The 20,609-nt window shown below is 63.1% G+C and carries 10 protein-coding genes; all 10 read right to left on the bottom strand.

Annotated elements, in window-relative coordinates; genetic code table 11:
* A partial coding sequence (locus HYT87_15100; protein ID MBI2061065.1) for a class I SAM-dependent methyltransferase occupies positions 1 to 461 on the bottom strand: 461 nt, incomplete at its 3' end.
* A gap of 285 nt (positions 462 to 746) precedes the next feature.
* On the bottom strand, positions 747 to 1,586 hold the full coding sequence (locus HYT87_15105) for an endonuclease/exonuclease/phosphatase family protein (protein MBI2061066.1): 840 nt from the start codon (positions 1,584 to 1,586) through the stop codon (positions 747 to 749).
* 11 nt (positions 1,587 to 1,597) lie between these two features.
* Complete coding sequence (locus HYT87_15110) at positions 1,598 to 2,329, bottom strand: DUF3943 domain-containing protein (protein MBI2061067.1); 732 nt, start codon at positions 2,327 to 2,329, stop codon at positions 1,598 to 1,600.
* Positions 2,326 to 3,393: a hypothetical protein gene (locus HYT87_15115; protein ID MBI2061068.1), complete on the bottom strand. Its 1,068-nt coding sequence runs from the start codon at positions 3,391 to 3,393 to the stop codon at positions 2,326 to 2,328. Before HYT87_15115 ends, HYT87_15110 begins: the two co-directional genes overlap by 4 nt.
* Positions 3,390 to 3,848 carry a YbhB/YbcL family Raf kinase inhibitor-like protein gene (locus HYT87_15120; GenBank protein ID MBI2061069.1) on the bottom strand — a complete coding sequence of 153 codons (459 nt, stop codon included), beginning with the start codon at positions 3,846 to 3,848 and terminating at the stop codon, positions 3,390 to 3,392. The genes HYT87_15115 and HYT87_15120 overlap by 4 nt, the downstream gene beginning before the upstream one ends.
* 112 nt (positions 3,849 to 3,960) lie before the next feature.
* Positions 3,961 to 13,068: a fibronectin type III domain-containing protein gene (locus HYT87_15125; protein ID MBI2061070.1), complete on the bottom strand. Its 9,108-nt coding sequence runs from the start codon at positions 13,066 to 13,068 to the stop codon at positions 3,961 to 3,963.
* Positions 13,069 to 13,376: 308 nt separating this feature from the next.
* A complete protein-coding gene (locus tag HYT87_15130) occupies positions 13,377 to 15,044 on the bottom strand; it encodes a hypothetical protein (protein MBI2061071.1) in 1,668 nt (555 codons plus the stop codon).
* Positions 15,041 to 17,095, bottom strand: a complete 2,055-nt coding sequence (gene uvrB / locus HYT87_15135) for an excinuclease ABC subunit UvrB (GenBank protein ID MBI2061072.1) — start codon at positions 17,093 to 17,095, stop codon at positions 15,041 to 15,043. The genes HYT87_15130 and uvrB overlap by 4 nt, the downstream gene beginning before the upstream one ends.
* Positions 17,096 to 17,179: 84 nt before the next feature.
* Complete coding sequence (locus tag HYT87_15140) at positions 17,180 to 18,607, bottom strand: cysteine--tRNA ligase (GenBank protein ID MBI2061073.1); 1,428 nt, start codon at positions 18,605 to 18,607, stop codon at positions 17,180 to 17,182.
* Positions 18,604 to 20,604 carry an NAD-dependent DNA ligase LigA gene (ligA, locus tag HYT87_15145; GenBank protein MBI2061074.1) on the bottom strand — a complete coding sequence of 667 codons (2,001 nt, stop codon included), beginning with the start codon at positions 20,602 to 20,604 and terminating at the stop codon, positions 18,604 to 18,606. Before ligA ends, HYT87_15140 begins: the two co-directional genes overlap by 4 nt.
* Positions 20,605 to 20,609 lie beyond the last annotated feature (5 nt).

Consider the following 20,609-nt stretch of genomic DNA (forward strand, 5'->3'; position numbering starts at 1 on the left):
CCGCCTGGGCGCGCGATGCGGACGAATTCACGAATCATCGGCTCGTCATCGGGTAGATGCTCAAGGACGTGACAGCAGGAGATGAGATCGAACGAGCCGTTCCGGAACGGAAGCGAGGTGGGGTCATCCCAATCGAGCATGTGCCAGTGAGGATGCGAGGCGGGCCGGTCGGAGCGCGCGGCGGCCACGGCGGAACGGGAGAACTCGCAGCCCACGATCGTTTCGGAGGCCCTGAGTGTCTTTAGAAAATGGGCGGCTCCGAACCCGTACTCAAACGAGCGGAATCCAGGCTTCGACAGGTCAATACGGGCGCCTGCGAGGATTTGGCGCAATCGGCGCGAGCGATAGATCAGGTCGTAGCGGAGCGCGAGGAAGGGGTTCCGGTAGTGGGTTGCGTAGAAGGACTGATTGTAGGCTAGGGTGGACTGAGGGTCATTCTCCGGGGCGGGGTCGGGTTGCACGATGGCCGAATCCTAGCCGCGGGGTGCGACCGATTCAAGCGGAGCGCGTCATTGCGGGTAGGCGCGGGCTTTACGCCCGCGTCTTGAACGCAGGCTGAAGCCCCATGCCACGGAGGGTATGGGGCCATGATATGTCGCCGCACCACGGATGGAGCGGCATGGAACATGGCCTGCGGCTACCGAGGCTTAGTCTTGAACGCAGGCTGAAGCCCCATGCCACGGAGGGCATGGGGCCATGAGAAGTCGCCGCACCACGGATGGAGCGGCATGGAACATGGCCTGCGGCTACCGAGGCTTGGCCTCGGGATCGTCCCAAACCAGGTCGGCGACAACGGCGTTGTGGTCGCTGGCGAGGCTGTGGACGACGGTACATTGGAGGACGCGAAGACGGGGATCCGCCAAGATGTGGTCGATGCGGAAGAGGGGAAGGAAACTGTACGACGTGCCGCCCCACCAACCCCGCCCGGCCGCCCGCCATGCGTCCACGAGACCTTGCGAGAGAATTCGAAAGGCTTTCGATCGGGAAGAAGTGTTGAAGTCGCCTGTGAGGACGACGGGATTGGGGTCGGCGTCGAGGATTTTTCGGATATCCCGGGCTTGCGCATTCCGATCCGCGCGGGCGGTCCACCGGCCGTGCCCCCATGCCACCAGGTGCGTGGTGTAGAAGGAAATCGCGCGCCCTTGCCAATCGACTCTCACCCGTAGGAGGACTCGGTTCTTGTGACCGGGAACCTGCGTCAGTGGAAAGATCTCGACGTCACGCAAAGGAAGGCGGGAGAAAGCGGCCAGCCCGTGCACGCCTTGGTCATCCGGATAGCTGTAGGCGGGCGCGAAGGCCCCTTCCCATCCGAGGGCCTGGCGGAGGTAGTCGAATTGGTCGAGGCGTTGGCTTCGCGCCGTTTTGCGGTCTACTTCCTGGAGCAGCACCACATCTGGAGCCTGTTGGCGGATATTCTCCGCGATGCCTTCCATTCCATACTTTCCCCAGAAGATGTTGTAGGTCATGACGCGGAGGACGCCGGTCTCCGCTGACGCCGGGTAGGCGATCGTGGCGAATAGGAAAACGGCGAGCATGAAACCGGACCGTAGGCGGGAAAGGACGCGAGGAAAAAATGTCGCAGGCATGAAGCCTGCGCCTACCGGTGCCGGCCCCGACTTGCAAGGCGATCCCCGGCGGCTTGGACCGGGAAGTTGGCGCCAATCAGGGTGAGACGGACTCTGTACCGTTTCGGCGTGAATTTCCGATCCAGATAGTCGTTGAGTTTGCGGAAGGGATCGAAGAGATAGACGAAGACCGTGGCCGCGGGGTTATGCGGCGACCGGCGCTCGATGGCCAGGCTGGCTTGCCGGAGTCCTTCTCCGAGGATGCTTCCCCCCACTCCGGTCACGATCATGTCGTTCGTGCTGACTTGTTCCCGATACTCGCCGAAGTATTCCCACATCAGGCTTCCGGTGAAGGCCCAGGCCGTGGAACCGACCGGCCCAAAGCCGTTGGCGCGTCCGATTTGGTAGTAGAGGGCGCCGGAGTAGGAGTGATAGACGGTGTTGGTCCGGAAGGTGTTCGTATCCCACACCCATCCGTCCGTGAATTTCTTTTCGAATCCTTCCGCGGTGGGCTGGTATTTCCAGTCCGGAATGTTGGCGTCCTGCCGAATCCAATACTGGGCCTCGCCGAGCCCGTTCAGAAAGACCTGCTCGAACAAGGCTCGCCAGAATCGGCGTGGACCTTCGGGCTCGCCTGTCATGGAGAGTTCTTCACCTGCTTGATCCTCCTCCGATTCCATGAAGCTGAAGGGGAAGGCGCCGGCGCGGGCGGGGAAGAGGCCGGACAGGGCCGCAGCGGCTAGGAGGAGAGCGATGCGGATCACAGGCGATAGGCCACGGCGAACCAGAGGGATCCCCATCGCCGCGTCTCCCGTTCGTCGTTGAGGCGACCCCAGAGCGTCCAGAATTCGACTCCCGTTTCCGCGTCGAGGTGCGGCGTGGCGAACCAGCGCAGGATGGCTCTCGGGCGGTGGACGGTATCCCGCACCGGGGCGTCGTGGAGCAGAGGTTGGAAGGCGATGAACAAGTCGCGCAGTAGAATCTCTCCGTATCGAGCATCCCGAATTTCCAGTCCTGCCTCCGCCAGGAATCCCTGTGAGAAGTAGTAGTTCTGTTTCGTGTTGCACTTGCCCATGAAGACGGGGCTGATCTTGTTTTTCGGTTTGTCGTCCACCTCTTCGCAGGCGTCCTGTTTGTCATGCATGGGGAGGGAGGAGTTTTGTGAAAGGACGTGATAACCGCCCAGAGAGGCCCCCAGCTCGAGCGGTCCCACGGGAATCTCGTGGAAGGTTCTGACCCCGGCTGTGCGCCAGGTGAAATATTGGAGATGCGGGAATCGATCATTGATCCCGTCGTTCCAGCCGACGGCGTTGCTGGCGAGGCGTGGACGGTAGTAATCGCCTCCGGCGAACAGCCCCACACCGTGTCCAGGACGATATCGGTAGCCGATCAGATCCGCGTCCACGCGGTATTCGTTCTTCCACACGCGGTAGGGGCGGATGAAATCGAACGAGATGAGGGCTTCGATGTCCAGCCGCGCGAAGGGCCGAAGCCATGCTTCATTGTCCGGGGCCTGATAGATGTTTCGGATTTTGCCGTCGAGGTAGAGAAGAAACTCGCCCTGACGGAATGAGGGAAGGGGATCCTTTTCCTCGGAAGATGTGGTGCGGATGGTGCCGACGGCCGCGCGGAGTTCGTCTGCGCGGGCGAGGCGTGCTCCAAGGAATAGAAGTGCAAGCAGGAAAGCGACCCCTGTAGGGCGAGCGCGCCGTTCGTCCTTCGACGGGCTCAGGATGACCCTTCGACGGTGCTCAGGGTGAGTGGAAAACCACCGCTCGTGCTGAGCGCTGTCGAAGCATGAGCGGGGCGGGAAGAGGCGCAATTTCAACCTTTCCGGCTGTAACGTCCCATGATCTCGGTTTGGGCCAGGATGTGCCCCTTCATGGCCGCTTCGAGATCTTTCTTAGTCGCGGTGGAAGGTAGATTGAGAGCCGTGTCCAGCGCGTACAGTTTGAAGAAGTAGCGGTGTGTGCCCGAAGGCGGACACGGTCCGCCGTAGCCGATCCTTCGGAAATCGGTGGTACCCTGCTTTGAATCGTCCGGCAGTTTGTCTTTTTTCGCGACGTTTTCCGGCAGAGACGTCGATGTGGCGGGAATGTTCCACATCACCCAGTGGACCCAGGTTCCCACGGGAGCATCCGGATCATCTGAAATCAGGGCGAGACTCTTCGCCCCGGTGGGAACGCCGGACCAATCCAGGGGCGGTGAAATATCCTGGCCGTCGCACGTGTACTTTGCCGGGATGGCATCGCCGGCTTTGAATGCAGAGCTTTTCAGTTCCATGGTTCCGCCTCCTTGAACGGCAACGAGCGCAACCCAGAGGACGATTATGTTCATTGCGTGCTCGATTCCGTCGGGATGTTACGGAGCCGATGTCCCAACGTCAACCGGGGGATCAGTTTCCCGTGCGGGTGGCGTTCTTGTGGAAGGTCGGCCAGGGAAGGGCGCCGATGCCGGAGAGGCCCGTCACCTGGAAAACGTGGAGCTTGCCGACATCATCCCCGATCGCGATTTCGAGGGTGGTGCTCACGTTGTCGAAGTTCCCGACGGCGGGCGAGGACGTGGCGGCGCCGTTGAGGAGCGTGGGGAATCCGGGCAGTTCCGTCGCGTCCTGCCAGTTGAGGGCATGGAGTTTTGCGTTCGAGTCCCCGATGACGATCTCGAGATCGGTATCGTTGTTCACGTCGGCTATGGCCGCCGAGGAAAGAACGGCGGTGGCCGGCGCGCTCAGGAGTTTGCCGTTGGTCCACGAGGCGTTCAGGTCGGTCAGGTTGGTTCCCTTCAGCACATACAATTTGCCATCCGCCCCGGCGATGACCACTTCCAGGCCGGGGGTGGCGGTGTCCAGGTCGGCGATGACGGGTGAGGAGCGGAAGGGCCCTGCGCCGGCGAGGGTGCGGGAGGCGGCCACGGCACAGGGGCTCGCCCCGTTGGAATCGTTCACGACAAAGACGGTTCCCGCATCGTTTGCGATCACGGCTTCGAGGAAGAGGGGGTTGTCACCGTCGATGTCGCCGACGGCGGGCGAGACATTGAGCGGCGAGGCGGCGAGGGTGAGGGGGAAACCGGCGCACACGGCGGTTTCGGAGCCGGTCGAATCGATGAAATGAATGTTGCCCGAGGCGTCGCCCACCACGATTTCACTGCCGGCCACCCCGTCGAGATTGACGAGGGCGGGAGTAACGCCGCGTACCGGGGCTCCCGTGGCCACGAGGTCGCCGAGAGCGATGGGGAACCCGGCCACGATCTCCGTCATGACGCCTGTGGCGGGATTGACATCAAAAAGATGAAGACTGGAATTGGCGGCGCCGTTTTTCGCGACGATGACAATTTCAGGATCTCCATCGCCATCGATATCCGCGATGGCGGGGGTCGAGAGTCCGGCCGCCCCGGCAATCGCCTTGACATCGTCTTGCGCGCCGGTGCGCCTGTAGATGCGGATTGTGGCGTCGTCTGCCGCGATTGCCACCTCTTGGTCGGCGCTGGAACTGTCGAGTTCGGCCACGGCGGCGGAGGCTTGGACGGCGCCGGCGGGCTTGGTGCCCGGGGGCCAGCCGCCCAGGTCCACGGCCAGGTTGTTGCCTTTCTTGGCGTAGATTCTGGAGGCGCCGGTGGAGCCGACGAGGATTTCGAAAATGGCGTCACCGGGGTCCAGGTTTACCCCCAGCGGCGAAGACGGCATCGGGGCGAGATCGTCGAACGGCGCTCCGGTGACTTCGCCGTACAGAGGGGTTGCGGAGACCTTGGCGGAGCAGGAGCTCTCGGAGTTCGTTCCTGTGGCCGTGATGTAGAAGTCGTAGTTGACGCCTCCGGAGAGGGAGGCGACCGTATCGTCGCACGGAGGCGCGCCGCAGGAGGCCGTGCCGACGTTTTTGGGCACGGGGGGACCTCCTGGAGTCGGGCAGGCTGCCAGTGCGGGCGTGTCGTAGTAGATGCGGTAGCCGGTTGCCCCCACGACGGAGTCCCAGTTGACCGTTGCCGTGAGGGAACCCGCCGCGGCGGCGGGATTTGCGGGAATACTCAGGGGCATCGCCTCCACGCAGGTGGAGGTGGAGCTTGTGCCGACGGTGCCTGACGCGTTGTTGTTGGCCACGAGCGAAAAGCTATAGAGGACGGCGTTCGCCGCGACCTGCATGGCGGGCGAGGAATCCGCCACGGAGTTCGTGCTGTCGATCGTTGAGCAACCGGCGCCCAGGTACCGGCTGATCTCGATGGAATCGGCGCCGGCGACGGGGCTGGACCAATAGACTTTGACTTGGCTCGTGCTGCCGACGGCCGATACGACTGTGGGCTTGGCGACCGGCTTGGCCTGGATTTCGTTCGACCAGTCGCTGGCGCCGTTGTTTACGGTGTCTTCGGCGCGCGTGACGAAGTAGTAGAGGGTGCCGTCGGTCAGCGGGGTCTGCGTTTGCGGCATCGGAGTGGGGGCGCCATCGGGCACCGGCGGCAGGGCCGTGCAGCCGGCCGGGGCCGGATCGGCCGGCGGGTCCGGGCCGATCTTGTACTGCCATGTCGAGCATGTTCCGGGGCCGGCCGTGGCTCGTCCGATCATGTACTGGCCGGCGCCGGTAATATCGACCCAGCTCAGTCGCACCACTTGGGTGCCGGAGCTGGCCGAGAGGGTAGGAGCCGCGAGGGGTTTGGCCGTTTTCTCAGTAGAGTTGGGACTGATCGAACCGTCGGTCGAGTTCTCCGCCCTGACGACAAAGAAGTACTGCGTTCCATTGGTGAGCCCGCTCAAGGTCTGCGGGAACGAGGGTGCCTGGCCCGCGACGGTTGTGGAGGGGCAGGTTACGCCGCCGAAGTCCGCGTTGCAGGCGCCGGTGGCCGTGCTGCGCCCGACCTTGTATTGGTCCGCGCCGGCAACGGTTGACCATTCGAGTTTGACCTGTCCTGTGGCCGGGATGGGGTTCTTGAGCGTGGCTGTACTGAGCGTCCGTTTCTCGTCCGAGAAAGAGCTTTTTCCGCCGCTCGAATCGATTCGGACCGCGAAGTAGTAGACGGTTCCCGGCGTGAGGCCGCCGATCACGCACTCGGCCAGGCTGTCCGAGGAGTTGGTGTCCCGGCACGGGCCGGCCGAGACGATGACGCCCCCCGAATGCGCGGCGGCTGCCGTGCTTTGCTGGCCGCGGAGGCATCCTTCGAAGCGCGAGGCAAGGACATTGACGGTCGGGCAGGAGAGGATCTCCGATTCGATGCTGACGTCGACGGGTAGGTTGAAGGTGCCGGCATTGCCGATGTTGGCGACGGTCACGTTGGTGTCGGTATTGGTAATCGCGGAGGCCAGGGCGGTATTGAGGTTGGCGGCCCAGGAAAGCCCCACGTTGGGCGCAGCGGTCGGGGTCAGTCCCGCCGCGCCGAGATAGGGGCTGGCCGCGGTGGTGGGAGGGTTGGTGGACGAGTTGGTGTCGGTGTCGCGGGCGGCCGTGTCATAGTGGATCTCGTAGTCTGTTGCGAGGCCGTTTCGCGTCCACAGCAGTCGGATGGAAGTGCCCGTGACCGACTGCATGGGGGGAGTCGCCCAGGTGGGTTTGATCGGGAGGAACGTCATTTCGTTGGAGTAGTCGCCGGAACCGTCTTCGTTCTTGGAGGTGAGGGAGAAGTAGTACTTTATGGACGTGGAGAAACCGGTGAAGCTGGCGCCGGTGTAGGTGCCGTTGCACATGTCCACCGGGGGGGGGGTATTCAACGGCTTGGAGCTGGTCCCGGCGCAGTTGATGTCGGCCACGGGAGTGAGCGCTGTGGCTTTCTGGCAGGAGGGGTCGGGAGGACCTGTGCAGGTGTAGTTGTCGGTGGAGGGGCCGTAGTAGATCACGTAGCTGTCCGCGGTCGGCACGGTGGCCCACGAGAAGATGGCTGCGCCGGGGGAGTCGCGTCTCGGGGCGATCGCGATGCCGGGGGGTGCGGCGATGGGCGTGATGACCGTCCCCGGAGGGGAGCCGGTGGAGTCGCATGCGGGCGTGCTTTCGGATGCTCCGCTCACCGTCTGAACGCCGAACGTGTAGGTGGTTCCATAGGCCGCGCCCGTGAGGGTGACGGTGATGACACCGCTGTTTACGGGGGGTGTGTATGAGATCGGGGAGGCCGCGGGTGGGTTCGGGTTGATCGCCAGGTTAGGCAAGGTGCCGGTGAAGCCGTAGGTGGGCGATCCCCCCACAGGGCAGACGGCCACGTCGTCATAGAAGATTCTATAGCTGGTGGCCGCCGGCTCGGCGTTCCAGGAGAGGAAGATGTGCGGTTTGTTGTCGCGCTTGTAGTTCGGGCCGTCCACGACGCTGGTCCCTTCGTTGAACGTGGCGATGACTCCCGTGGGCTGGGGAATGGTGGTGTCCTTGAACACGCCCGTCGGCGCGCCCGCGAGGTCGCTCTCGGTCATGAGCGTGCCCGTGCAATTCGAGCCGCTGTATTTCACCGTGGTCATGGTGACCCAGTATCGGATGTCGGGGACGAGTCCGGTCAGCACCATGGAGGTGGCGGAGGCCGTGGCGACCTCGGTGTTGAGGGCGTGGGCGGCGGCGGCCGTGCCATTGGCGCCCCGGGAACAGCCGGTGAATTTGACCGGGGACGAACTCGAGTTGGTTCCCGTGCAGGAGATTTCCTCCAGTTCGATTTTCAATGTCGTAGGCACGGTGAATCCGGACAAGGAGTTCACTTGGAGTTCGGTATCTCCGCCCAGGGCTGCCGCGGCCAGAGTGGTGGTAGGGCCGTTGCAGAGCAGGATGGGAGAGGCGCCCTGGGTCGCGCCGGTGCCGTTCCACACCGTGCTGCACGGGGTTCCGGAGACGGAGAAGGGGCCGCAGTTGTCCCCGGGAGAGGGGCAGTTTGGGACGGCGGGTGCGGCGCAGTTGGGCGAGCCGGCGGTCCAGTAGTAGATGCGATATCCGCCGGCCTTTGACACGGCGGGCCAGCTCAGGGAGATCTGGTTTCCAGCTTGGGCCAGTACCGCAGGCGCCGGAGCGGCCAGCGGGGTTCCGGAGAGAAGGGGATTGGTCAGCGAGGAGAGATCGCCGCAGTTGTTGGAGGACGTGAGGTTTTCGTAGGGAGGTTCGGTGGGGGGTCCCGGCGCGCAGTCGGGGGCCGTTTTCGCGCGCACGGCGAATCGGTAGGCCGTGGAGGTTCCGTTGTCCAAGCCGGTGAACAGGTACTGTACCGTCGGGCTGACGACGTCCGCCTTGGGCACGTTTTCGCTTGCGTTGCAGTTGTTCAGGACGTCGTCGTAGGGCACGTCCGGTTGAGTTCCTTCGAGTTTCGACCCGCAGTAGACCTCATAGTTGGATGCCCCGGTCACGGCCGACCAGGTGAGTTTGGCTTTTCCGGTGCCGACGTTCAGTGACACCGTGGTTGGGGAGGGCATCAGGGTGGCTTGGAAGAGATCGCCGTGGACGAGGGCGCCGATCGAATGAGCGGCGGCGGCGGTGCCGAACTTGCCTCTCCCGGCGAGGCAGCCTGTGAATTCGTCGGGTGTCGCACCGGGGTTTGTCCCCGTGCAAACGATGTACTCGGAGTCGATCCGCAGACGGATGTTCGCCGCGGGGAAGCCCGCCACGGAATCGACTTTCAACACGTCGTCCGCCGCGCCGGCCGCCGCCGCCAGGGTGGTCCGCCAGTGGTCGCTCTCGCTGTCGGGATCGTTCGAGTTGCCGATGTAGGCCGTGAGCGACGCAAAATAGGTTTGGTTGGACGTCAGTCCGGTCAACTGGAGGCTTGAAAGCGAATTGGCGAGGAGGATGGGTGAGAAGCCTTGGGTCGCGCCGGTGCCGGTGTAGGGCGTGCCCGGCGCATCGAGGTCATAATACAATTTGTAGCCGGTGATCGAGCCGCCCGGCGGGGTCCATCCGATGTCGATGCGACTGCTGGTTACGTTGCCGGTGGGGAGGGTGGCGGGCGACAGGACTTTGAAGTCCGAGGGCCGGGCGACGGGCACGGCCTTGGACTCGGGGGGGGCGCAGGAGTTCGAGGCCGTGCTGCACGTGGAGTACCCGCTGCAATTGTTTGTCAGGTCCACGGGCGGGACGGCGGCGCAAGCCGCTTTTTCCGCGCGCACGGCGAAGTAGGTGGCGGAACCGTTGACGAGGTTGGGCGCGGCGCATCCGGACGCGTCATCGCCGCAGACGATGCCGCAGCAAGCGGATGTTCCGCCCGGGCAGAGGGCGTCCACGGGGAGGGCGCACGTCGAGAGTACGGGGGGCTTGACGCTGGTGCCGGCCGAAGCCTTCCCTGCGACAGGATCCCAGTAGACCCGGTAGTTGCTGCCGCCGGTGACCGGCGACCATGAGACGGCCGCGCGAGCGGTGCCTCCGCGCGCGCGCACGCCGGTGGGAGTATCCAGCCGCGTGGCCGCCAGGTAGGCGGCGCTCGCATCGCTGCTCCCCTCCGCGTTCAGCGCCTCCACGGAGAAGTAGTAGGCTGTGTTCGCCGTGAGCCCCGAGATCAGCAAGGTGGTGGCGGTGCCGGTTGGCGTGAGCTTGGTGCCCTGTTTGAGAGGAGGTTTGAGAGGGTTCGTGTCATGGTAGACCCGATAGCCGGTGGCGCCCGTTGCGGCGTCCCACGAAAGTTGAACGGAGGAGCTGGTCGCATCGGAGACCGCATTCAGACGGACATTGGTCGGGGTGGGAATGGGTTGCGTGGATTTTGCGTTGGAGAGGGAGCTGACCGACCGGAGAGTGGACTGGGTCGCTTTTGCGGCCACATAGTATTTTTGACCGTTGGTGAGGCCGGTGAGGGGAGCGCAGCGAAGAGTGTCGGCGGAACCCGCCGGACAGGCGGCCTTCGACGCGGCATCCGTTTTCGTGACGGGCGAATTGCCCGCCGCGGCGCCCGTGCCGATGAAAGGTTCGTTGCCATTGTCCGTGTCGTAATGGATTTCGTATTCCGTGGCGCCGGTGACCGCCGTCCACGCAACGGTTACCGTCTGGGTGCCGGACTGAATGGAGATCACGGGCGCGGCGAGGGGGAGGGTGGTGACTTCCGCGGAGGCCGGACTCAAGCCATTGGAGGTGTTGGAGCCCTGGACGACGAAATAGTGCTGGACGCCGTTCGTAAGGCCCGTGACCGTCGCCTGTTTCAGTCCGGCGCCCGAGAAACTTTGTTTGAACTGGTAGGGAACGCCGGATTGATCCTTGTCGTATTGTACCTCCACGCCCTGCGCGCCCACGATGGCGGAGGGCCACGTGAGTGTCGCCTGTCCTGTGCTGCCGGCGGCCGCCACATCCTTCGGCGTGGCCACCGGTGTGCCCGAGAGGGCCGCGCTGGGATCGCTCAGGTCCGTGGCGCCGTGCATCGCGAAAACCTGGAAGGCGCAGGCCGCGCCGTTGGTCAAGTTCTTGAGTTCGAGGCACCGGCGTCCGCTGGATTCGACGGGGCAGGTCATGGCATCCTTGTCCCCGATCTCGTTGGCGAGATTCTGTGTCAGCGCGTCCGTGCATTTCGGCGCGCCGGGGAGGCAATCCGACTGCGCGCAGTAGGCGTCCGCCCCGGTGACGGGCGACCAGGCGAGGCGGACGGAGGCGTCGCCCGCGTTGACCTTCACCCCTGTCGGGGGGGCCAGGGGAGTGACCGAGAGTTTGGGTGCGGGATCGGATTCGGCCTCGTCCAGCAGCTCCTTTTCCGGTTCGGCGTTGTCGGAATCCGTCTTGGGGTCGTTCGAGAAGGACGTGACCGTGAGGAAGTACGGGGCGCCATTGGCCGGCGGGGTGATCTCGATCATGTTGAGGGAGGTCGTTTTTCCCGCCACGGTTTCGCTGACCGTTGTGGGGACCAGCTTGCTTTCCTTGCCCTTCGGGCGGCCCTTGCACTCGCTGCGGCCCTTCTCCTTCTCCACGCAGAGGGGAGAGTCGCCCTCGGTGAGTCCGCTGCCGGCGAAGAGCAAGTCGGACGCCGACGTTGTGTAGTAGACGAGATATCCCGCGGCATCCGTTGCCGTGCTCCACATGACGCGGATCTTCCCCGTTCCGGCTTTGGCCAGGGTGGCGGCCAGTGGAGCGAGCGGGGTGACGAACACCTCGGGGGAAGGTGAACTGATGTTGGTTCCGAGGGCTTTGGCCTGGAGAGAGAGGTAGTACGTCTTGCCGGGAGTAACTGTTTGTGTGGTTGTGCAAACTGCGGCGGGAGGGACGAGAACGGATTCATTCAAGCTGGCGGTGAGCTTTCCTTTGAAATCGTTGATCTTGCAGTCGTAGGGCTCGCCCGACCGCCCATTGTTGATGAGAACCACGTAGTCGTCCGCGCCCTCGCTGGCGGACCAGTTGAGGGTGATGGAACCGGATCGGGCGCGCGCATCGATGAATCTCGGAGGCGCGAGGGATCGGAAGGTCACGGATTGCGGATCGCCCATGCCGTTGTCGGGACCCAGAGCATAGATGTTGAACGCGCAGTCGCGCCCGCTGACGATGTCGGTCACGGTGTAGCATCGGCGGGCGGCGCCGGAGCCCGATTTGCAATGGGTCTGGGCGGCGGCATCGGTCAATTTTGCCGGCGAGGTCGGACTGGCGACGGCTTTCGACGGATCCGCCGTGCAGGTTGTGTTGGTCGGGTCGAAACAGGGGGAATCGATGCAGTAGCCCGTGGCCCCGGTCACCGCATCCCAGCTCAAGATGGCCTTGCCCGTGGAGACTTCGGCCTGGACGGTGGCGGCGATCTGCTGGGTGGTGGTGGCCGTGAAGACCACGGCCTCGGATTCCGTCGGCGAGGTCTTGGGGTCCACCGGCGCCGTGGAGGACCGGAGAGCCGGGAGGCTGAGGCTTCCGTCGTTTCGAGCGTAGACGCGGAGAGAGTACTGAGTATCATCCTGGAGCGGTTCCCCTCCGAGGGAATCGATCGTCCCGGATGGTTGGGTGAAGACGGCCGATTCCATGGTGCTCGTGGCCGAGGTTCCATAGCAGACAATGTAGTCCGTGGCCGCGGGCGTGGCCTTCAGGGAAACATCCACCTTCTTGGTGCGACCGAGCACGGTGACGCCGGCCGGGCGAACGCTGTCCAGCACGTCCACGAACTTGATGTCGCCCACATCCGTGTTGCCCGAAAGCGCGACGGGTACGCCGGACCGGGTCCCGCGAGCGACGAGAACGAGATCCTCGCTCTTGTCCGGGTTGGTCTGTTTCCTGTAGAACTCAAGAACGATGTTGATCTTTCCATCCGGGAGGGTGGCGAGGATCCGGGCGGAATGGGCGTTGTAGTCAAACTCCTGTTCGTACAGGGGGGAGTCCGTGGCGAGATCCTCGGGTTTCTGGGAGCAAACTTTCGCCGCGTCCGTGGCGTAGGCGAAGGGGAAGCGATCATCCTCGCCGTAGAGCCGGATCTTGACCAAGGAGAGCTCGCTCTCGGTTACGGAGGAGCCATTCGCGAGTCGGAACTTTACTTCAGTGGTGTTGGAACTGTTTCCGAAGCAAGAGGAGAGAACAAAGCAGAGGAGCACAATTCCCAAACGTCCATGGGACCGCAGACTTAGCATGCCCTTCATCCTGAAGCTCAGCCCTTCCGCCGTATGTTCTTGTAATTGTTTCATCTTTTCAACTCTACGTCAACCGATCTTGGGCCAAGGGCATAGGTATTCACCCAGCCTACAATAGGGGCAAGCAACGTGCCAAGCTATCGGGAAGATTTAGTTTGTGCGTGGAGAAGGAATGGGTTCCAATACGTTTAGGAAGGCTCGGAATGTTGGGCGCAATGGATACGGGTTTCGGTGGCTTCGGCGGAGAATGTCTAGTCTTTGGACTCAAACTGTTACACCTGCTCCACGATGTGAGGTGTATCACCAGATTCCGGTGGAGCGGGAAGCCGCTTTGTCTCAACCGGACGCCGGGGGAGGGAGGGCTACGGGCCGGAGGGCGTCGGTGCGGGGAGAGGCACGGGGGAAATCGGAATGAACAAGCGATTGAACGGATGGATCTTGGGGAGATCCAATTGCGCGCCTTCCGGAGTCATCAGGTAGTCGAGGGCCAGCCGCACGTAGCCCTCCACGGATTCTTGTTCGAGCGATTTCCTTGCGAACTCACGGGCCTCCTCGGCGCGACCTTGGCGATCGAGGCACCACGCCCATTCGATGTAGATGGCGCTGGTGCTCGGGGCGAGCTTTAGCGCCGGGGCGAGCGCGGCGCGGCAGTCGACCGTTTCTCCGGCGCGAATGCGCTCCTGCATCGCGAAGGCGTAGAGGCGGCTGTTGTAGGGCTGGCGATTCAGCTCCAAGCGTGTTTCGCGGACGGGATCGGCCATCTCCCACCCGCGGGCGATGCCTGCGAGGACGATCGTCAGAGCCAAGGAGTAGGGGAGCAGCTTCAGCTGCTCCCTCATCTTGGGAGGACCTGAAGGTCCTCCCCTACCAGGCTCCCTCTTCTCCCCTACGATGTCATTGCGAGGAGTTCGAAGGTCCAAGGCGTGGGGTAGCGCGACCACAAGCGTGAGAAACACCACGCCATACAGCCGGTACAGCATCAGCGGGTCGTACGGAATGGTGGCCCAGTAGACGGAGTACAGGAGGAGAGGGGATATCACGAGCGCGCATTCGGGGAGTGTGACCGCGCGCCTTCGGCGAAGCAGCCAGGCGGTGCCGGCAAGGATGCACGTCAGTCCCACCCAGATCCACGGCGGTTTCCACGTGTAGGTTTGCCTCCCGAAAGGAAAGTGGCCGTAGTCCTTCACCACGGCGAACGGGAAAAAGACGTCCTTCAGGATGAGCGGGACGAGCGCGGCTTGAAGGCGGACGTTCTCCGCGGGAGTGCGCAGGGGGTAGAAAAGGGAATCTTCGTTCGTCATCTCCCGGCCTTGGAAAACGGCTTCGTGGAAAGCCTTGCTTCGTCGGTAATTTTCCTCGTTTTGGATGTTCGATTTGGAGAAAGGGTGGTTGTAGACGCCGGCGGCGAGCATGATCCCCGCGGCGCCGACGGCCACCCAGCCCGCACGGGATCGGCTTCGATAGGCGAGAACAAGGGTGAGCGAGATGGGGACCAGGGCGGCCGATTCCTTCGAGGCCATCGCGGCGGCGCTGAACGCCGTCAGGATGACCCACCGGCGCGGCGTGGTTCCGCTCCGAAGGCATTCCAGGAAGAGGGCGAGAGCCGACGCCATGAACAGGACGCCCAGAATCTCGCCCCGTTGGGAGACGTGGACGACCGTTTGGAGCGAGACGGGGTGGACCAGGAATGCGACAAGTCCCGCCGAGGCCGCGAGGCGGGCGGCCGGTTTCATCCGCGGGATGAGGTACCGCCAGGCGACCCAGCCGGCGAGCAAATGGCCCAGGAGTGAAACGAGAATCGCTTTCTCCATCGAAGGATCGAGGTAGCCCTGGAGGTAGACCAGGGCGTCGTGCAGCAATCGGGAGAACCGCACCCCCGGGTGATAGATGAAATATTTGTGTTGGAGCATGTCGCTAAACGTAGAATCGTCGTGCAGGAGCCGGTAGGGGTAGGCGAGGAAGAAGAAGAGCCAAAAGCCGAGGACCGCGGCCGGAAGGAGAACTCGGGATCGCGAACCCGTGCCGGTCATTCCATCGGAGAATACGGGTGGGGATTCTCCCGAAGTGTCAATTCGAGTTTCTGAAGCTCCTTCACCTTGTCGCGGATCTCGGCGGCCTTCTCGAATTGGAGCCGTCCCGCCGCCTCCCGCATCTGTTTTCGAAGCTCCTCGATCGCCTTGCCCAGTTTGTCCGGATTTCCATAGTACGATCGTTTCTCGGCCACGGGCAGGATCTCCTTCTCCGTGGGGATCGTGTAGTAATCTTGTTCCCAAACCGAATCGCGTATGTCGCGGATATTCTTCCGAACCGATTCCGGCGTAATCCCATGTTCCTGGTTGTACGCCAACTGGATGTTTCGGCGTCGGCCGGTTTCGTCGAGTGTCTTCTTGATTGAATCGGTTTGACGGTCCGCATACAGGAGGGCCGTGCCGCGGACATGGCGTGCCGCCCGGCCGACCGTTTGGATCAGCGAGCGCCCCGAGCGAAGGAATCCTTCCTTGTCTGCGTCCAGAATGGCAACGAGAGACACTTCCGGAATGTCGAGTCCTTCGCGCAGGAGGTTGATGCCGATGAGGACGTCGTATTCGCCTTTTCGAAGGTCGCGGATGAGATCCATCCGTTCCAGCGTCTCCACGTCCGAATGCAGGTATCGAACGCGGATGCCGATGTTGCGAAGGTATTCCGTCAGCTCCTCGGCCATCCGCTTGGTCAGCGTGGTGATGAGAACTCTGTCCCCCTGTGCCGTGTGTTTTCGGATTTCGCCGATGAGATGATCCACCTGATGGGATGCCGGCAAAACCTCCAAAGCGGGATCGACCAGGCCTGTCGGCCGGATGACCTGTTCCACGACCACCCCTCCGGACTTCCGGAGTTCGTAATCGGCGGGGGTGGCTGAAACGTAGATCGCCTGCGGCGCGCGTCGCTCGAACTCCTCAAAGCTGAGAGGGCGGTTGTCCATCGCGGAGGGGAGTCGAAAACCGTAGCGGACCAGGGTCTCTTTGCGCGTGCGGTCGCCGAGGTACATCGCGTGAAGCTGGGGGACGGTCTGATGGCTCTCATCGATGAAGAGGAGGAAATCTCTTGGGAAGTAATCAAACAAAGTGTAGGGCGGTTCGCCGGGAAGACGGCCGGTGAGGTGTCGTGAATAATTCTCGATGCCGCTGCAGAAACCCATTTCCTGGAGCATCTCGACGTCGTATCGAGTTCGTTGTTCGATGCGCTGAGCCTCGAGGAGCATTCCCTTGGATTTGAACGCGGTGACTTGTTCAATCAGCTCCTTCTCCACGGCCTTGAGCGCCTTCTGCATCATGTCGGCGGGCGTGACGTAGTGGCTGGAGGGGTACAAGGCGGCGCGATCGAGCCGGGAGATCTTCCGTCCCAGCAGGGGATCGATGTCCCACAGGGTTTCGATGGTGTCGCCGAAGAATTCCACGCGGACGGCGCGTTCGTCCTCGTAGGCGGGGAAGATTTCCAGAACGTCCCCGCGCGCGCGGAACGTGCCCCGGCGGAAATCGATGTCGTTCCGGGTGTAGGCGATCTCGATGAGCTTCCGCGTGACGTTCTCGCGCCCGACGTTCTGGCCCTTTTCCAGCCGCACGGCCATCTCGCTGTAGGCGTCCGGCGCCCCGAGGCCGTAGATGCAGGAGACGCTGGCGACGACGACCGTGTCGTTTCGCGTCTGGAGCGAGTGCGTGGCGCTGTGTCGAAGCTTGTCGATGTCGTCGTTGATCGAGGAATCCTTCTCGATGTACGTGTCGCTCGTCGGGATGTACGCCTCCGGCTGGTAATAGTCGTAGTAGCTCACGAAATATTCGACGGCGTTCTCCGGGAAAAGCTCCTTGAATTCGTTGTAGAGCTGGCCGGCCAGAGTCTTGTTGTGGGCGATGATGAGGGCCGGCTTGTTGGCGCGCGCGATGACGTTCGCCATGGTGAACGTCTTTCCGGAGCCGGTGACCCCGAGGAGGACCTGGTGCCGTTTTCCGGCTGAGAGGCCCTGGGACAGCTCCTCGATGGCCCGCGGCTGGTCGCCCTTCGGCTCGAACGGCGACACGATCTTGAAGGGTGCTTCTCGGTTGTTGATATCGGTAGCCGCACCCTTTACGGGTGCGCTCCCCGACGCAGGCTGAAGCCTGCGGCTACCCACTTCCGTCCCTGCGCCGCTCCGCTACAGTTCCACGCGCCATGAGGTCCCCTCGCGAGAATCTTCCAGGGCGATGCCCTGACCGAGGAGTGACGTTCGAATGGCGTCGGCTTGCGACCAATCCTTGGCGGAACGCGCCGCCGCCCGGAGATCGATCTGCTCCCGGATCATGGTTTCATTCAATCCGAGGCGATGGAGATGATTTCGGGTGAGCCGTTCGATGTAGGCCACGGGCGCGGTGGCGAAGAGGCCGAGGACGCCTCCGAGGTGCAAGAGGGTGTGGCCCAACGCCGTCAGGTGGCCGGCCGTTCCCGCGTGCCGTTTCTCCTGGAGGAGTGAGCCCATCTCGTCGAGAGCTTCGGAGAGGACGGCTAGAGCCGCGGGGCTGTTCAGGTCGCCGTCCATGGCCTCCTCGAACCGGCGAGCGGCCTCGGGCAGAACGTAGGGTTCGTGCTCGCCCGCCGTGTAGGCCGCCACCTTCCGCAGAAGCGAATAGATCCGGAAAGTACGTTGTTCCGATTGCCGCAAGCTTTCGTCCGAGTAATCCAGAGGCGAGCGGTAATGGGCCGATAGCAGGTAGAGACGGAGCGCCTCGGGGGTGTAGACCTTGTAGATGTCCTTGAGGCCGACAATGTTGCCGACCGACTTGCTCATTTTTTCTTCCCGGATGTTGACAAAGCCGTTGTGGAGAAACATCCGGACGAACGGCCGGCCCGTGGCCCCCTCGCTCTGGGCGATTTCATTTTCGTGATGCGGGAATATGAGGTCCAGTCCGCCGCCGTGCAAGTCGAAGGACTCTCCCAGGTATTTCATGCTCATGGCGGAACATTCGAGGTGCCAGCCGGGGCGGCCGGGTCCCCAGGGGCTCGGCCAAGAAGGTTCGCCGGGCTTGCTTCCTTTCCACAACGCGAAGTCGAGCGGGTGGCGCTTCAGATCCGTCGGCTCGACGCGGGCCCCGGCCAGAAGATCTTCCGTCCGTTTGCCCGAGAGCTTGCCATAGGAGGGAAACTTGTCGATCGCGAAATACACGTCGCCGCCCGATTCGTAGGCCAGTCCTTTGGCGACGAGCGTTTCCACGAGCCGGATCATCTCCGGGATGTGGTTCGTTGCCTTCGGCTCTACGTCCGGTTTCAACAGATTCAACGGCCCCATGTCCCGGTAGTAGGCTTCCACGTAGCGTCGGCCGATTTCGGACCACTCGACGCCTTCTTTCTGCGCGCGCTGGATGATCTTGTCGTCGATGTCCGTAAAATTCCGAACGTACGTGAGGGGGTAGCCCTTGAACCGGAGGTAGCGCACGAGTGTGTCGAACACCACCGCGGCGCGCGCGTGGCCGATGTGGCAATCGTCGTACACCGTCACGCCGCAGACGTAGATTCCCACGCGGTCCTTCCGAAGCGGTTCGAACGGCTCGAGCCGCCGCGTAAGGCTGTTGGTCAATTGGAGGGTCATGTCGGCTCCAGGAGTTTGCGCAGGTCCGATTCCTGAAGGATGCGAACGCCCAGATCGCCTGCCTTCTTCGCCTTGGTTCCTGGATGGGTACCGGCCACCACGTAGTCGGTCTTTCGGCTGACGGTGGACGTGACGCGTCCGCCCGCCTCTCGAATCTGCCGCTCCGCTTCCTCGCGGGACCACTGTTGCAACTCGCCCGTCAGTACAAACGTCTTCCCTGAAATCGGGGAATCGACCGGCGGCTTGACCGGCGTCGGTCGAACGCCCCGTTCAATCAGCGCGCGGATCATGCGGTGATTCTCAGGCTGCTCGAAGAAGGCACGAAGACTCCGGGCGACCTCGGGACCGATGTCGCGGATCGCCTGAAGGTCCTCCAGGGGCGTCGCTTCGAGCCGTTCGATCGACGGAAATCTCTGCGCCAGTACGCGGGAGAGATGATCGCCGACGTGCCGGATTCCGAGAGCGAAGATGAAGCGGTCCATGGGGCGCGACTTGCTCCTCCCGATCGCATCGAGAAAGTTTTGTGCCAGTTTTTCTCCCATCCGGTCCAACTTGAAGAAATCCTCCGCGCGCAGTGTGTAGATCCCCGGCACATCTTTCAAGAGATTCTTATCAACGAGCTGATCTACGAACCGGTCGCCCAGCCCCTCGATGTCCATCCCATCGCGGGAGCAGTAATGCCGGATCCGCTCCTTCACCTGAGCCGGACAGCCCGCATTGACGCAGCGATGTGCGGCTTCGCCTTCGGGTCGCACCACGACCGATCCACAGACCGGACAGGAATCCGGCATCTTGAACGGCCGGCTTCCGGGGGAACGTCGGCCGAGATCGACGCGGATCACCTCGGGGATCACGTCCCCCGCCCGTTTCACGAACACCCAGTCGCCCGCGCGGGCATCCTTTCGGTCGATTTCATCCTGATTGTGGAGCGTGGCGCGGCTGACCGTGGCGCCTCCGAGGCGGACCGGTTCCAGCAGGGCGACGGGTGTGAGAGCACCCGTCCGGCCCACCTGAACTTGAATCTGCTTGATTCGGGTGACCGCTTCCTCCGAGGGGAACTTGAACGCGATCGCCCAGCGGGGATGACGCGACACTTCGCCGAGTCTCCGCTGTAGACGCGCATCGTTCACCTTGAAGACGACACCGTCCGATTCATAGGGAAGTGTGGCCCGGCTTTCACGCAGGCGATGATAGGATTCGACGGCCTCGCCGATGTTTGGACAGAGCGCATTGAGCGGATTGGTGGGCAGGCCCCATGATGGGAGCCGTTGGAACAAGTCCCAATGAGAGGCGAGGCCGATTTCGGCTCCAAGGCCGTAGAAGTACGCGCTCAGCGGGCGACGCGCGGTGATCGCCGGATCCAACTGCCGCAGGGATCCGGCCGCCGCGTTCCGCGGATTGGCGAAGGTCTTTTCCCCTTCGGCTTCCTGGCGTTCATTCAAGGCCAGGAAATCGTTTCGCTTCATGAAGACTTCACCGCGGACTTCCAGCCGGGGGGGGGGAGGGGGGGGGCCGGCGCGGAGACGGAGGGGAATGGCGCGCACCGTCTTGAGATTTTGAGTCACGTCCTCACCCACTTCGCCGTCGCCCCGCGTCGATCCGGAGACGAGTCGGCCCGACTCGTAGACCAGTTCGATGCCCAGACCGTCCAGTTTCGGCTCGATGACGTACGCGATCTCCTCTTTCGTGGCGAGGAACCGCTTGATGCGTTCGTCGAACTCCCGCGCTTCTTCCTCCGAAAAAGCGTTTTCAAGGCTGAGCATCGGGACGCTGTGGCGGATCTGGCCGAACTTGTCGAGCGGGCGGCCGCCCACGCGCTGCGTGGGGGAGTCGGACGAGGCGAACTCCGGATGCGCGGATTCGAGTTGGACGAGCTCCCGGAACAAGGCGTCGTACTCTGCATCTTCGAGTTCCGGCGAGTCCAGAACGTAGTACCGGTGGTCGTGTTGTACGATCAGTCGGCGGAGTTCGTCGATTCGGGTCTGAACATTTTTCATGGGTT

Source organism: Nitrospirota bacterium (assembly GCA_016180645.1).
Taxonomy (GTDB): Bacteria; JACPQY01; JACPQY01; order JACPQY01; family JACPQY01; genus JACPAV01.